General features: G+C 41.8%; 10 protein-coding genes. 1 reads left to right on the top strand and 9 read right to left on the bottom strand.

Annotated features, from left to right (window positions below):
- Window positions 1–63: 63 nt before the first annotated feature.
- The 8 genes from AD710_RS11345 to AD710_RS11315 form a co-directional block, all read right to left on the bottom strand.
- On the bottom strand, window positions 64–402 hold the full coding sequence (locus tag AD710_RS11345; RefSeq protein ID WP_269430503.1) for a hypothetical protein: 339 nt from the start codon (window positions 400–402) through the stop codon (window positions 64–66).
- Window positions 403–440: 38 nt separating this feature from the next.
- A complete protein-coding gene (locus tag AD710_RS20215) occupies window positions 441–743 on the bottom strand; it encodes a DUF1643 domain-containing protein (protein ID WP_250637811.1) in 303 nt (100 codons plus the stop codon).
- Between the two features lie 47 nt (window positions 744–790).
- On the bottom strand, window positions 791–3781 hold the full coding sequence (locus AD710_RS11340; RefSeq protein ID WP_049628799.1) for a type I restriction endonuclease subunit R: 2991 nt from the start codon (window positions 3779–3781) through the stop codon (window positions 791–793).
- Window positions 3782–3787: 6 nt separating this feature from the next.
- The gene (locus AD710_RS11335) at window positions 3788–5122 is read right to left on the bottom strand and encodes a restriction endonuclease subunit S (RefSeq protein WP_049628041.1); all 1335 of its coding nucleotides are present in this window, start codon (window positions 5120–5122) and stop codon (window positions 3788–3790) included.
- Complete coding sequence (locus AD710_RS11330) at window positions 5119–7131, bottom strand: type I restriction-modification system subunit M (protein WP_049628040.1); 2013 nt, start codon at window positions 7129–7131, stop codon at window positions 5119–5121. Before AD710_RS11330 ends, AD710_RS11335 begins: the two co-directional genes overlap by 4 nt.
- Window positions 7132–8019: 888 nt before the next feature.
- Window positions 8020–9399: a 23S rRNA (uracil(1939)-C(5))-methyltransferase RlmD gene (rlmD, locus tag AD710_RS11325; RefSeq protein WP_049628039.1), complete on the bottom strand. Its 1380-nt coding sequence runs from the start codon at window positions 9397–9399 to the stop codon at window positions 8020–8022.
- 159 nt (window positions 9400–9558) lie between these two features.
- On the bottom strand, window positions 9559–10470 hold the full coding sequence (locus AD710_RS11320; protein ID WP_049628038.1) for a diacylglycerol kinase: 912 nt from the start codon (window positions 10468–10470) through the stop codon (window positions 9559–9561).
- Between the two features lie 152 nt (window positions 10471–10622).
- Window positions 10623–13766, bottom strand: coding sequence for an efflux RND transporter permease subunit (locus AD710_RS11315; RefSeq protein ID WP_049628037.1), 3144 nt, complete (start codon window positions 13764–13766; stop codon window positions 10623–10625).
- A 129-nt stretch (window positions 13767–13895) separates the two neighbouring features.
- On the opposite strand from AD710_RS11315, the gene AD710_RS11310 reads away from it, so the two are divergent.
- Entirely contained in the window at window positions 13896–14744 is an 849-nt protein-coding gene (locus AD710_RS11310; protein WP_049628036.1) for a TetR/AcrR family transcriptional regulator, read from the top strand.
- Between the two features lie 62 nt (window positions 14745–14806).
- On the opposite strand, the gene gatB is transcribed toward AD710_RS11310, so the two are convergent.
- On the bottom strand, window positions 14807–16237 hold the full coding sequence (gatB, locus tag AD710_RS11305) for an Asp-tRNA(Asn)/Glu-tRNA(Gln) amidotransferase subunit GatB (protein WP_016936997.1): 1431 nt from the start codon (window positions 16235–16237) through the stop codon (window positions 14807–14809).
- Between the last annotated feature and the right edge of the window lies 1 nt (window position 16238).

The raw sequence follows: 16238 nt of genomic DNA, 5'->3' as shown, positions 1-16238 counted from the left end.
CTTCTCTGCTGGGCTATTTTTGATACTAAAATCTTTTCGATTGTATCCACGAATTCCCCTCCTTCACACTAACCCCAATAATTCATTAATATCTATTTTGATTAAATCAATTAAAGTTGCTGACCGTCCAGCATGTCTCGGGTCGCCATGCTCTGTTAAGATTGTGTTTGTATTTCCCATATTAAATACAAAAGTATCTTTATCAGTATTCGAAATTACCTCTATGATTTTATATACTTGAGAATAGTAATAAAGGTTGTGTACAGTTTTCACATTTGGTTTCCCCCATGCAAGGACAACTATATCTGAATCATTTATCATTGAACTAACTGTATTAATATTATTCTTTTGAACATGATTTAATAGATGTGCACCGTGAATACTTTTCAATTTTGCTGAGATGTCTGCTGGATTTGGAGCATAGATAGGTATAACATTTCCTACGCAAAGTTTTTCACTTGAATTTTCTCATGGGTATAACAATAGAAAAAATCAATTAATTTATTTACAGTTCTATCTGGAATATTTGAATCAGCTTCCGATGGATTCATTACTATTACTGTTACAGTAATACCTTCCATTCGATTTTTAAAAGGAATTGATAAGCTATATCTTAAATTTACACCTGGTATAATATTTTGCCTATCATCAATAGTAATAGACGAAATATCTACCTTATTAGGATCGTAATAATGCGTAAATAAAAACTTCCTTTCTGTAAATAATATAAGTAACGGAGCCAAGACTAACCTTAAAAGATTAAAATCATAACTCCGTCCAAACTAAAAAGCTAACCATTCACTTCTCCATAAACTTCATTCATCATATCTTCCATAATATAAGCCTTAAACTCGTCGTTCTCTAAAATCTTTATAAAGAACTCTTGATTGCTGCTCATGCGGTCAATAACGAAATCCATAAAGGATTTTTCAAAGGCGAATTTAAAATTTTCTTTTGTGTTGTTTTTTGCTTTTTGGCGAATGTCTTCGTCATTTAACATATCCTCTTTAACTTGCTCACGAGAAAGGAAATCTGTTTCAGTGAATTGCGTGCCAAAGCGCTCATTTAACTTTTCTAGCACGCTCGATAAACGAACCTTCTCATCTTCAGCCGCACCACCAGCACCATGTTCCTGAGGATCTAAGTCGTAGCCGCCCGTTTTCTCAAGCTCAATGCTGCCTTCAAATACTTTTTGATTGCGGTAGTATTCAAGTGCTACATCATCCGCCAAGTAAACATCCTTATCTCCTCGACCACGTGGCAATTTACGTAACAAGTACGTCAGGTAAATATATTGCTTGTGTAGATCTAAATCAATAAATGTTACAACTTGTAGCACAAAGCCATAAGTACGTATAAATTTCGTAGCCACTTGTTTAAATGCGAATTGTTCTTCTCCCGAAAGTTTTTTAAAACGCTCCACACCTTTATCGAGAAGCGCATTTAACTCGGCTTGAGCCTTCGTGGACTTCTTCACACCACCCGTTACTTCAAGCTCATTTACCTTTTGCACCTCTTCCTCAGTAAATACTTGATATGGCTCTAGCTCGGCCTGCATATCATAAAGGATATTCGGATCAGAAATTTTTGATAGACTTGTCGATTCATAATAAGGCTGGAAAGACGCTCTTATGTCTTCTGGATCATTTACAAAATCCAAAACAAATGTATCGTCCTTACCAGGGCATGTGCGATTTAAACGAGATAGTGTTTGCACTGCCTTAATACCGCTTAATGGCTTATCTACATACATTGTGTGCAACAGTGGTTCATCAAATCCAGTTTGATATTTCTCTGCAACAAGTAGCACTTTGTATTCATCAGAATTAAATTTTTCAGGTAGCTCTTTTTCAGAGAACTTATTCATTTCTGACTCAGTATAATGAATCTCACCATCTTTCACAGTACCGGAGAAAGCAACTACTGTTTTTAAATCATCGTAGCCCATTTCATTAATATACTTATCGAAAGCCATTTTGTAACGTACTGCGTGTAAACGGCTTGCTGTAACAACCATTGCCTTTGCACGGCCGCCAATTTTGCGCAGTACGAAATTGCGATAATGATCGATAATAATTTCTGTTTTTTGTGCGATGCTATGTGGATGTAGTGACACGTATTGTGCTAGCTTTTTAGTAGCTTGTTTTTTTGATACCTCTGGATCATCTTCAACTGTCTTTGCAATTTTCCAGAACGTTTTATAGGTCGTATAATTTTCAAGTACGTCTAAAATAAAGCCTTCTTCAATCGCTTGGCGCATTGTGTATTGATGGAATGCAGCTGGCTTGCCATCTATGCCAATTGTACCGAACTTCTCTAATGTCTTTGGCTTTGGTGTCGCCGTAAACGCAAAGAAAGATACGTTATCTTGTTTACCACTTTTCATGATGGCTTCAACGATCTTTTCGTCCACATCACCTAAGTTTTCTTCCGCAATACGATCTTCCTCATAAGCTGCTTCTAACGTTTTATCTGATAACACATTGGTTAATGCAGTTGAAGCTTTACCACCCTGGGATGAGTGCGCCTCATCAATAATGACCGCATACTTTTTACGCTCTAAGCCCGCTACTTTCTCTAAAATGAATGGGAACTTTTGAAGCGTCGTAATAATAATACGTGTCTCATTATTTATGGCACGTGCTAATTGCTCTGAATCTTTATCAATCGGCTCTACCATCCCTGCTTTATGCTCCAGCTGATATACTGCATCTTGCAATTGCTTATCTAACACTCGGCGATCGGTAATGACAATCACACTACTAAAAATTGATTCATTTTCCTCGTTATGTAGTTTTGCTAAGCGATGTGCAAGCCATGAAATCGAGTTCGTCTTGCCCGAACCAGCAGAGTGCTGAATTAAATAATTATGACCGACAAGCTTTTGTGCAACATCTGCTTCTAACTTACGTACAACATCAAGCTGATGGAAACGGGGGAAAATGAGCATTTGACGCTCACCAATCGTTTCACCGTTTGAATCTTTAATGTAGTCTTTCTTAATAAAAATAAAGCGATATAAAATATCGAGCAAGCTATCTGGGGCTAAAATTTCTTCCCATAAATAATGCGTACGATAATTGTCACCATAAGTTAACGGATTACCTTTCCCACCATTATTACCTTTGTTAAATGGTAAAAAATATGTTTTGTCTTTATCAAGCTTTGTTGTCATAAATACTTCATCTGGGTCAACTGCAAAGTAGACAGCAACACGCTCATTAAATTTGAACAGCTGCTCACGTGGATCACGGTCCGTCTTTAATTGCTTCATCGCATCTTCAACTGTTTGATTTGTTAATGGATTTTTCAGCTCCATCACTACAAGCGGTAAGCCGTTTAAAAACAGCACCATATCTAAGCTATTGGTGTGCTTATCACTGTAATACACTTGGCGAGCAACATTAAAGCGGTTTTTCGCATACTGTTCATTTAACGTCTTGTTCATATCTGTAGGTGGCTTATTATACGCTAGCTGTAATGTCACACCTCGGTCTTTGATACCTTTACGTAAACATTCGACTAAACCTTGTTTATGCAGCTGGGCTATAATACGTTTTAACACTTCTTCTTTATAAAAAGGACCATACGATTTCTCTAAGGTACGCATACGTTTTTCCTGCGTATTCTCTAAAAAAGCAAATAGCTCTTCTACGTCGATTGCATGCTGCTTAAAAGATGCACTTCCCTCTCCTTCTAGCACACGCTTTTTATAGCCACTAGTGATTAACGCTAATTCAATATTTGTCTCAAAACCTGTTTCTGTAGTATCGATCGCCATTACCATTCACCTCACTTCATCAAGTTCCATATCACGTACGTCGATTTTGCCTGTTACTGCTTCGTAGATAAGGGATTGGCGGTATTCTTTTAATTTTTCAATTTGCTTCACTAGATTTGATTTAATACTATCTATTTCACCAATTTTAATATCTAAGTAATTTAATATTTCGGTTTGTTCAACTATTGATGGTATTGGGTAAGAAAAATTAACAAATGTTTCTTGGTATAAATGTTTAATTGTTGAACCAGTTTCCATAAATTTAATATATTTATCAAAAATAGTTGAACTTAATAGCCAATACATATATTTAGATAAATATTTATTATGGAAAGGTCTTGTAACGAACACACCGCTGTTCAAGATTGCTTTATATGGCATTTCTTTCACAATAGCCAATTTACCAATAGTACCGTCTTTGGTTATCAATAAATCATTTTCCTGTAATTGAATAGGAGGCGCTTCATTATATCGTTCTTCACTAATATGATAACATGTATCCCAATTTACAAATCCCTGTGTAAAGTCTGTCCCTGTTACTAAAAAAGGACCTTCATCAATAAATTCATCTGACTTTAAACCTTGCCACCCTATTCGTCCTTTTACATAAGTAGTGTACTTAATTTTTGTAACTTCCCAATGCTCAGGAATCTCACCAACCCATTCAACCCCTGAATCTTTCATTTTCACATTCGGATTCAAACCTTTTGTAACAGCTTCTGTGATGATTGATTGGCGTTGTTGTTCAAGTAAACTAATTTTTTTTTCCTTCATCTCAATTAGTTTATCAATCTGCACTACTTTGCTTTCCATATACTGAACTAGCTTTTCTTGAAAATGTATAGGTGGTACTGAAATAAATAAATTCTCAATTACCTTCATTCCTATATTTTGCTGTGTACCAAAGCTCCAACTAATTTCTACTTGTTCTCTAAATGCAACTGAACCAATGAAATAATATAAATATTTCGGGAGTATTTTCTTTTTATCCGCTCTAATTAATGCAAGTGGAGACCAAATACTAAACTCTTCCTCAGTTTCAACCATAGCTACGTTACCAGTAGTAGCACCCGACTTAATCATAAAAATATCATCTCGTTGTGGCTTACACTTCTTTATATATTTTTCATGGTCTTCTTGAGAAATATATCCTCGCTTAAAATTAAAATCTAACTTTCCATTTTTTACAGACTCTGCTGATAAGAAAGGGATACCTTCATCCAAGAGTTCTGGTGTTTCATGGGGTCCATCAGTAATAGGCGTATCTAATACTCGCTTTATTTTTAATACCTTCCAATCAATATTAATTGGCGTTTTCTCTAATTCAAATAAAGGTTTCATTCCATCACCCTCTTCAACTGCTCAGCAATCTCCGCTTCTAATGTACGAATCTCGTCCATAATTTCTGCTGAGCTGCGTAATGCCGTGTATTTGTAGAACTGACGGGTAAATGGAATTTCATAGCCGATTTTTGTTTTTGATTCATCAATCCATGCATCTGGTACATGTGGTAACACTTCACGTGCAAAGTAGTCATGTATGTTCTCTTTTAAAGGTACATTTTCAGTATCACGTAAATCCGTATCTGGTTCGATGTCTGTTTTATTTTTCATACATACATCGGCTGTTTCATCTTTTTCAGATAGACCAGCTAAAATTGCTTTTAATACGGGTGCTCCGATAGTAATGCCCGCTTGCTTCAATGCGTCTTTTACTATTTTCGTGAACTCGTCACGATTTTTATATTCTGTATCGCTTTCTAACGTGCGTAGAACATATAAAATTTGCGTTTGCAGCCTCTTACCCTCTTCAATTTCAAAGTGACCTGCATCACCTTTTTTCTTCGATGTTACTAAGTTCATAAAGCCTTTTTGCTCTACTACACGTGCCAAGCGCTCTTCATTTACTTGGAAGTTTAAACGTAATGGACGTTCTACTGTAATTTTCGCATAGCCAAAGGCTTCATTCTCAAAAACCTTCACGTACTCATTTGACTGTGCATCACCGTATAAACGAACAATCTCATTAATTTGCTCTTCCGTAATTTCGTTACGCTTGCTCCCCATCGACTTTTTCATTTTTTTCGAAAAGTCTACAGCATTGACTAACCGTACTTTCCCTTTATAAAGAGGTGCTTTATTGTTCGTTAAAATCCAAATGTACGTTGCAATGCCTGTGTTGTAGAAAAGATCGTTCGGCAATGCCACAATACCTTCTACTAAATCGTTTTCAAGCACATACTTACGAATTTCGCTTTCACCAGAACCTGCATCACCTGTAAATAACGGCGAACCATTCATAATAATGGCTAAACGAGAGCCTTGTGGATTTTCTGCTGTGACTGGCTTCATTTTTGATATTAAGTGCATGAGGAATAATAGCTGCCCGTCACTTGTACGAGGCGTACCAGGTCCGAAACGGCCATCAAAACCTTGTTTCTCATGTTCGTTTTTAATCGCCTTTTCATATGATTTCCAGTCCACTCCGTACGGTGGATTTGAAATTAAGTAATCGAATGTATCGTGTGGGAATTGATCGTTTGATAACGTATTCCCTAAACGGATATTACGTGCATCTTCACCTTTAATAAGTAAGTCTGCCTTACAAATGGCATAGGATTCAGGGTTAATTTCCTGACCAAAAAATTCTAAATGGGCTGTTGGATTTTGATTAAGTAAATATTCTTGCGCAACTGAACCCATACCACCTGTACCAGCTGCACAGTCATACAATGTTTGTGTTAAACCTGGCTTCGTTAATATGCTTGCATCATCATGTAAGAATAATAAATGTGTCATTAAACGAATAACTTCACGCGGCGTGTAATGGTCCCCTGCTTCTGCATACTCATTGAACCGACGAATTAGTTCCTCAAATACATAACCCATCTCAATGTTTGAAACTGTTTCTGGATGTAAATCAATTTCACTAAAGCGTTTAATCGTTAAGTATAATAAGTCATTTTGATCAAGTTTATCGATTTGGCGATCGAAGTCGAAGTGCTCCATGATATCACGAGCCACTTTTGAGAAACCATTTATATAGTCACGTAAGTTATCAGCGATATTATCAGCGTCTGTTAATAGCTTGTTAAAGTCATATTTACTTAAGTTGTGGAAGTTTTGCTTAGAAACACGATTTAAAATCTGCTCACGTGCTTCATATGTCATATTTGGATACTGCTCTGCTTTCGCTAACACTTCTTCTTTTGTACTTTCTAATACGCAGTCAAAACGACGTAATACAGCTAATGGCAATATAATTTCACCGTAGTCTTCCGGCTTATATGGTCCACGTAAAATCTCAGCAATTGACCAAATGAAGCTTACTTTATCTTGGAAGTTAATCATGTTATATACCTCATTTAATAATTTTTTTCGAATCTACTTTTCATGTAGCTAGATTGAGATAATTTGAGAAGTTTTTAGGATGCTTATCTCATTGTAATAACTGAGCATTTTTTCGCTCATATCACCTATTGACGACCTATTCACTGATTTATCAAAATAGATATCATTACCTACTATTATAGGAGTTTGCACAACAAAAAGTAATACCATATAGAAATCTCCCTCTCATTTGCTACTATATGTTTCTTTTTCTTAGTAAGCATCCAAATTTTATGGAGTCTCCCTATAAAGTAAAGGGGTGGGGCACAAAACCCCTTTATCTGATGAGAGGTCAAACGATACAAACATTCTGACTTCTTGAAAAAATCCGCTTATTATACTAACTATTTAGATTATTAAAGAATAATAGAGAAAAATTTATGTATTCAAATTGTATTACTACACACATTGTTTCATCAATCCTGAGCCTATTTCTACTCTTAATTATTAATATTAGAAATCAGCTGTGATCACTACAAGTCATTTTCAATGACTTAAAACATCTAGCATCAATTTGGACAATCAGGAAATTTTGCATATCCTTGAAAACAATCTTCTCAACAGAAAAAGAAGCCTCTCAATTTGTTTATTGACGAAAAAATATCCAAAGCAGATTATGATGGAGTGTCATCGATATCAATAACCAGACGGACATTATCAATTCTAAAACCCAGCAATTGAAGTCTTCTCTTGAAACCAATATCAATGAAATTAAACAACAGTTAAATGCTTTTATGGAATTTCAAGAATTAACTCAAGAAATACTTCATCGCTTTCTTGAAACATTTGAAATAAAAGCAGATGAAGTCCGAGAATTTTTTTATTCGATTCTCGAACCCACCTGCTTCCTTATTTAATTAATTCCAGCACTGCCACACACTCCACATGATTCGTATGCGGAAACATATCCACGGGCTGCACTTCGAGCGTCTGATACCCGCCATCCTCAAGCACCCGCAGGTCTCTTGCAAGCGTTCCTGGGTTGCAGGACACGTACACCACCCGCTTCGGTTTCATGTCGATGATTGTGCGCAACAGCGTTTCGTCACAGCCTTTTCTTGGCGGGTCTACAACTAGCGTATCTGCCGTGATGCCTTCTTCGTACCACTGTGGAATGACGGTTTCTGCTTCTCCGACTGCGAATTCCGCGTTTGTGATGCCGTTCAGTTCAGCGTTGCGTTTTGCATCCTCGATGGCTTCCGGCACGATTTCGACGCCGTACACTTTTTTCGCCTGCTTCGCCAAGAAGAGAGAAATCGTTCCGATGCCGCAGTAGGCGTCGATGACGGTTTCTTCCCCTTGAAGCTCCGCGTACTCAAGCGCTTTGTCGTAGAGCACTTTTGTCTGTTCCGGGTTGACCTGATAGAACGATCTGGCGGAGATGGCGAATTTGACGTCTCCGATGAGGTCGTAGATGTATTCTTCGCCCCAGATGACGTTGGTTTCGTCCCCAAAAATCACGTTTGTTTTATTTGGGTTGATGTTTTGCACGATTGATTTAACGTGCGGGAATTGCGCCGTAATGTCTTCGATGATCTTCGCTTTGTGCGGGAAGTCGTTTGTTCTTGTGATGAAGACGATCATCATTTCGCCCGTGACGACGCCGTATCTGACCATGATATGGCGGAGCCAGCCTTTGTGGCGTTCTTCGTTGTAGGCTTTGACGCCGTATGCTGCGCAGATGTCTTTGACGGCTTGGACGGCTTCGTCGTTTTTGGATTGCTGAATCAGGCAGGCGCTCATGTCGATGATGTCATGGCTTCTTTGCTGATAAAATCCGGCGACGAGTCCGCCTTCTCTTTCACCGACTGGCACCTGTGCTTTGTTTCTGTAGTTCCACGGGTCTTCCATGCCGAGCGTCGGGTGCACGGTGACTTTAGAGAGATCCAGCTTGCCGATCCGTTCTAAGACGTCTTTGACTTGTTTCTGTTTAAACAAGAGCTGGCCTTCATAGGTCATGTGCTGGAGCTGGCAGCCGCCGCATTGTTTGTAGATCGGGCACGGGGCATCCGTTCTGTGCGGGCTTTCTTCCTTCAGCTCGATTAAGCGGCCGAAAGCGAAGCCTTTTTTGACGCGTGTCACTTTGATTTGCGCTTTTTCCTCAGGCAGGGCGTTCGGCACGAAGATCGGGAAGCCCTCAACCTTTGCGACGCCCGCTCCTTCGTGCGTCAAATCCTCAAATGTCACGTCATAGTATTCATTTTTTTCTATCGGGGGTTTCATTTTCATCTATAATCACCTCTAGTTTTAAGCGAAAGAAAACTCGGCCAAAAGCCTTGTTTCAGCGTGCTGGCAAACCTTCAAATTCAGGCCTTCAAAGGTTTCCGATCATGCTGAAAAGATGACAAAATCCTAAAACGAATACTGTTTTAGGATTTTGTCCGCGTATTAATCATCCAGCTGTTCCGCTTTCTCCTTCGGCATGATGACGTGAATATGCCGGTATAGATTCACGAATTCGCCCGGCAGCATGCCGCCGTATTCGCCGTCCAGATTCAGCTGCATCTTTTCTGATACATTGACTTTTACACGGTTCGCTTTTGTGTAGATAATGTGCTGATCGTTAATATGATCGCCTCTGAGCGCCATGCTCGCGACTCTGATAAACTCCGCGAGATTGGCTTTTTTCAAAATAATTAAATCAAACATGCCGTCATTCAGGCTGGAATCAGGGGCCAGCTTCTCGAATCCGCCGACCGAGTTGGTCAGCGTCACTAAAAACAGCATAATTTCGCCTTGAAACAGCTTGCCGTCATATTCAATCTCGACTTCTGTCGGTCGAAGTGAAGGCAGCATTTCCATTCCCTTTAAATAATAAGCAAGCTGGCCGAGCATCGTTTTCAGTTTGCTCGGCACATCATACGTCAGCTCCGTCAGACGGCCTCCGCCGGCGATGTTGATGAAGTACTGACCGTTCACCTGACCGATGTCGATCGGGCGGGCTGCGCCGTTAATGACGGTATCAGCGGCATTCAGTATACTCTCTCTCGGAATGCCCAGCGCTCTGGCGAAGTCATTTGTCGTGCCGACCGGAATGATGCCGAGTGTCGGGCGGTTGTCTAACGGCGCAAGGCCGTTGACGACTTCATTAATCGTTCCGTCTCCGCCGGCTGCGATAATCAGGTCAAACTCCCGCAAAGCGGCTTCTTTTGCGGCTTGAGTGGCATCCCCCGCGCATGTGGTGGCATGGGTGGAGGTTTCATAACCGGCTTGTTCAAATTTTTGCAGGACCTGGGCAAGATTTTTCTTAAAAAGCTCCCGTCCTGAAGTCGGATTGTATATTATGCGTGCACGTTTCATTATCTCATCATCCTACTTAAGAGTATCCGATCCATTATTAACACTAACAACCTTTAATTATACTATGACTTGAGAAAATCGCAACAATATGTACAGGAATTGCCAGAAGAAAAAAGGCCCCGGCTCCTTTTAAGGAGCCAAGGCCCGCTGTCTTACTCTTCTTCTGTTCCTGGTTTTTTCTTACGGAATTTCGCCAATACTTCATATACGATCGGCACAATCAGAAGGGTAAGCAGAGTCGAACTGATTAAACCGCCGATAACGGTGACACCGAGTCCTTTAGAAATGACCTGGCTTCCGCCTTCGAAGCCCAATGCCAATGGAAGCAGGGCGCCGATTGTCGCGATCGCCGTCATCAGAATCGGACGCAATCTCGTAGAGCCGGCTTCAAGGAGCGCTTCTCTCGTCGATAAGCCTTCCGCTTCTTTATGAATGACGCGGTCAATTAAGACAATCGCGTTTGTAACGACGATTCCGATCAGCATCAGCATACCGATCATGGCATTCAGACTGATCGTCTCTCCGGATACATACAGTCCGGCTAATGCGCCGATGATTGTAAACGGCAGCGAGAACAGAATCGCAAACGGCGCTAATGCTCCGCCGAACGTAATCACAAGCACGAGGTATACGATGGCGATTGCGGCAAGCATCGCTAAACCGAGTTTCGTAAAGGAATCAGCAATATCGGCTGATACACCGCCGGTATCAATAGATACATTGTCCGGCTTATCCAGTTTGTCTACTTTCTTTTGAACGGCTGATGACACCTTCGTGATGTTGTCAGAAGTGACGGTTGCCGTTACGTCAGCGTACACTTTGCCGTCGCGTCTGGAAATAGTATCAGATGTCGTGCCGTTTTTCACTTTCGCCACATCGCCGATTTTTACTTCTTGGCCTGTAGGCGATGTGATGGTTTTATCCTCTAATTCTTTTACACTCTTATACTGGTCTTTTTCTGTTTTGATGTTTACGTCAAGCTCTTTGCCGTCTTTTTTCACCGTTGTCAAAGGAGACTGTGACGTTTGCGGCATCAAGGCTTGGGAGATTTGCGAAGCCGTCAGGCCCAGCTTGCTGAGCTTCTCCTGGTCAGCGGTGAACGTGTACTCATCATATGTGCTTGAAAGGCCTGAGTTGACGTCTTTCAGATCCTTCTGCTTTTTCATGATGCCTTCGATATCTTTGACCGTGCCTTTAATATCAGACTCTGAATCTCCGTACACATAGTACGTTAATTCGTTGTTGTTGCCTGACGAGCTGAAATTTTGTGATTTCCATTCGCCGCGGCTGGATGTTTTTTTGACTTCTTTTAAGACATTGTCTTTTTCTTTGTCAAAATCAGGCGTGTCCTCCTCGTATTTCACGTAGAACAATGCCCCGTTTGAGCTTCCGCCGAGCGGGCTTTGCGAGCCTAATGAATACTGGACGGTATCGACATGTTTGCGTTTAAGCAGCATGTCTTCCGCTTTTTGCGCAGCTTTTTCAGCTTCGCTTTTTGTTTCGCCCGGTTCAGGCGTGTATGTGAGCTGCATTGTTTTGTCCGCTTGCGCAGGCAGGTAGCTCGCGCCGATCAGAGGTACGAGGAACAAACTGCCGGCAAGCATCAGAACCGCGATAATAGATGTAATCCATTTATGGCTTAATGACCAATTCAGCACTTTTTTATAAAAATCGGCCAATCTGCCCGGCTTATGCTCTTTCGCTTTAACAGGCGCGCCTGTGAGCGATTTTTTGAATAAACTGTGCGCAAGCATCGGCACCAGTGTGATGGAAATCAACAATGATGCGGCAAGCGCGAAAACGATTGTTAAGGCAAACGGCATAAACAGTTCGCCGATCTGTCCGCCGACCATGGCAAGCGGCAGGAATACGGCAATGGTTACGATCGTTGATGACATGATCGGTTTAAACATTTCTTTTGTCGCTTCACGCACCAATTGCTTCCCGCGTAAAGGCTCATCTTTCAGCCTCATGCGGCGGTAAATGTTTTCGATAACGACAATGGAATCATCGACTACCCGTCCGATGGCGACCGTCATCGCGCCGAGTGTCATAATGTTCAATGTGACATCGAGCTGATTCAGCACCAGAAGCGCAATCAGCAGTGACAGCGGGATGGAAACGATAGAAATCATCGTTGATTTAATATCTCTTAAGAATAAGAGAATAATCACGACCGCAAAAATCGCGCCGAAAATCGCTTTGCTTAACATCGTCTCCACTGACTCTGTAATCGGCTTTGCCATATCAAGAGTCGAGCTGTACTTGAACCCTTTGTGGTCTTTTTTGTATTGATTCAGTTCATCTTTAATCGCATCGGCCACTTCCACCGTGTTGGCGTCATTGGCCTTTACGATATTAATTCCGATGCTGTCCTTTCCGTTCGTGCGGGAAATGGATTCTGCTTTTTTCACATCTTTAATGTCGGCAATGTCAGAAAGCTTGACTGTCGGCACCCCTGCTGATGCGCTTTGCTGTGCCTGCTGCGCAGCCTGAGCGTCCGCCGCGGATGCCGCACCAGCTCCGCCCGCTTGACCTTGAGCGGCAGAAGAAGATGTGACCGGAATTCTCATATCTTTCAGATCTTTAATTGACGTAATATTTCCGTTAACGACAACTGATTTTTCTTTGTTGCCGAACGTGTACAATCCAAGCGGCGTATTGACGTCAGAGCCTTGGATCACTTTCTTGACGGTATCTTCATCAAGTCCGTACTCTTTCATTTTTTTGTCTTTGAAAGAGAATTCCACCTGCTCTTCCTGCTGTCCGGAAACTTGCACGGACGCAACGCCCTGGATGCCTTTGAGCTTAGGAACGAGAGTGTTTTCCACATTTTTGGTCAGATCTTCAAGCGAGCTTTTGCCGCTTGTCACACTGAGCGTCAAAATCGGGAAAGAGTTGAGGCTGTAACGGGAAATGTCAGGTTTTTTCGCGTCGTCAGGAAGGCTGACACTGTCCAGCGCTTCAGCGACTTCAGTTTTCGCCTTGTCCATATCCTTGCTGTAATCATATTCAATCGTAACCGATGAGACGTTTTCAGAGGATGTGGACGATACGACGCTCACTCCTTCTAAATTCTGCACCGCCTGCTCAATTGGTTTCGTTACGTCATCCGCAACTTGACTCGGAGCAGCTCCGGGATAAGTCGTATTTACTGAGAGGTAAGGCATGTTGACGTCCGGTATGGATTCCTGTTTCATATTCAGACCGGCATACAGCCCTGCTACAGTAACGATAATCGTCATCAGCCAAACTGCGAATTTGTTCTTCAGTACAAAGTTAATAATGTGGTTCATCATGTCCTCCGTTATTTTTTATTGACTGACTGGTCATTCTATATAATACTAAACGGTATAACTCAACATCGTCAACCAATAAGGCAGTAAATTTTTCTAAATTTTTCAAGGATTAAGGGGAAGCACGTCATGAACGAAAAAAAAGAGAAAATCATAAAAACAGGCATCCATTTATTTGCTAAAAAAGGATTTTCTTCAACAACCATTCAGGAAATCGCCGGTGAGTGCGGAATTTCAAAAGGCGCCTTCTATCTCCATTTCAAATCAAAAGAAGACCTTTTGCTGTCCGCATGTGAGTATTACATCGGCATGTCTATGGAAGAAATAAAGAAGATCAAAACAGAACATCAGCATAAACCGCCTAAGGACGTATTTCAAAAACAAATCGCATATCAATTCCAGGAATTTATGGAGCATAAGGACTTTATCATTCTCTTGCTGAGCGAAAAGGTCATCCCAGAAAATCAAAAGGTGAAACAATACTTTCATGAGGCGAATATTCAATTTAACATGCTGTACCGGGATTCTTTGCTGTCCGTTTATGGAGATGCCGTCATGCCGTTTTTAGCGGACGCATCTGTTATGGCCCAAGGAATTGTGAGCTCTTATATCCATTTCTTGATTTTCAATGAAAATACCGCATTCCGGACGGAAAACGTGGCCCCCTTTCTGATTGCCAGGATCGATGATCTGATTACCGGACTGATAAAAGACAATCCCGATCCGCTTTTGCCTGAGGATATTTTCACTCAGCCTGCGGCGGACAGAAAGAGACTGCTCGCGGATATTCAAATGGCAAAAGCTCAGCAGGGGCTGCCTGAGGACGTTCTCGTTTCGCTGGAAGTCATTGAAGAGGAAAGCGCAAAGGAAGAGCCGCGCAAACCGATTATTAAAGGAATGCTGTCCAATTTGGCAGGCAGCGGAAATAAACAGATTGAAACGCTGCGTGCTTCCATTGAAACCTATTTCAGCTTATAAAAAAAGAGACCGGCGCATACCGGTCTCCGTGTCAGCAGCGCCCTTACAGGCGGCTGCTTTTTTTATCGTTTTTTGATTTCTTCAAGTAAGATTTTGTTGACCATCGGCGGGTTGGCCTGTCCTTTTGAGGCTTTCATAATCTGCCCGACAAGGAAGCCGATCGCGCGGTCTTTTCCGTTTTTGAAGTCTTCAATTGACTGCGGGTTGCTGTCAAGCGCATCTGTCACCAGCTTCAGAAGCACGCTTTCGTCAGAAATCTGCACGAGGCCTTTTTCTTTGACGATTTTTTCAGCGTCTCCGCCTTTTTCAATTAATTCTTTGAAGACTTTCTTCGCGATTTTAGACGAAATGGTCCCTTTTTCAATCAGCTTAATCATGCCGGCAAGGCCTTCAGGAGTCAATGCGACATCCTCAAGCTCTTTTTGTTCGGCGTTCAGGTAAGCTGACACTTCACCCATCAGCCAGTTTGATGCCTGCTTGGCTTCTGCGCCTTTATTGACCGTTTCTTCGAAGAAATCAGCCATTTCTTTCGTCAGCGTCAGAACCATTGCGTCATAAGCCGGCAGGCCGAGCTCTTCGATATAACGTTTGCGGCGCTCATCCGGAAGCTCAGGAATGGTTGCTCTTACGCGTTCTTTCCATTCGTCATCAATGTAGAGCTCGACAAGGTCAGGCTCTGGGAAATAACGATAGTCATCCGAACCTTCTTTGATACGCATCAAAATGGTTTTTTTCGTCGCTTCATCGTAGCGGCGCGTCTCCTGCTGAATGACGCCGCCTGACAGAAGCACCTGCTCCTGGCGTTTTTCTTCATGCTCAAGGCCTTTTTGCACGAATGCGAAGGAGTTCAGGTTTTTCAGCTCCGTTTTTGTGCCGAATTTTTCCTGGCCGATCGGACGGAGGGAAATGTTGGCGTCACAGCGCAGTGAACCTTCTTCCATTTTACAGTCAGACACGCCTGTGTATTGGATAATTGATTTCAGCTTTTCGAGATATGCGTAAGCTTCCTCCGGTGTGCGGATATCCGGCTCAGATACAATCTCGACAAGCGGCGTGCCCTGGCGGTTGAAGTCAACGAGGGAATAGCCGTCGCCCGTATGCGTCAGTTTTCCCGCATCTTCTTCAAGGTGAAGACGGGTAATGCCGATTTTTTTCGTTTTTCCGCCGACTTCGATTTCAATCCAGCCATTTTCGCCGATCGGCTTGTCAAATTGAGAAATTTGATATGCCTTCGGGTTGTCCGGGTAGAAATAGTTTTTCCGGTCAAACTTCGTATCCGTTGCGATTTCGCAGTTCAAAGCCATTGCAGCTTTCATCGCGAATTCGACCGCTTCTTTGTTTAAAACGGGCAGCACGCCGGGATACCCAAGGTCAATGACGCTCGTTTGGGTATTCGCTTCCGCTCCGAATGGCGTCGGTGAGCTTGAGAAAATTTTAGATTTTGTTTTTAATTCCACATGGACTTCAAGTCCGATTACCGTTTCAAAGTTCACT

The organism is Bacillus sp. JFL15 (assembly GCF_001184225.1).
GTDB classification, from domain to species: domain Bacteria; phylum Bacillota; class Bacilli; order Bacillales; family Bacillaceae; genus Bacillus; species Bacillus siamensis.
This window is presented reverse-complemented; position numbering and strand designations above follow the sequence as displayed.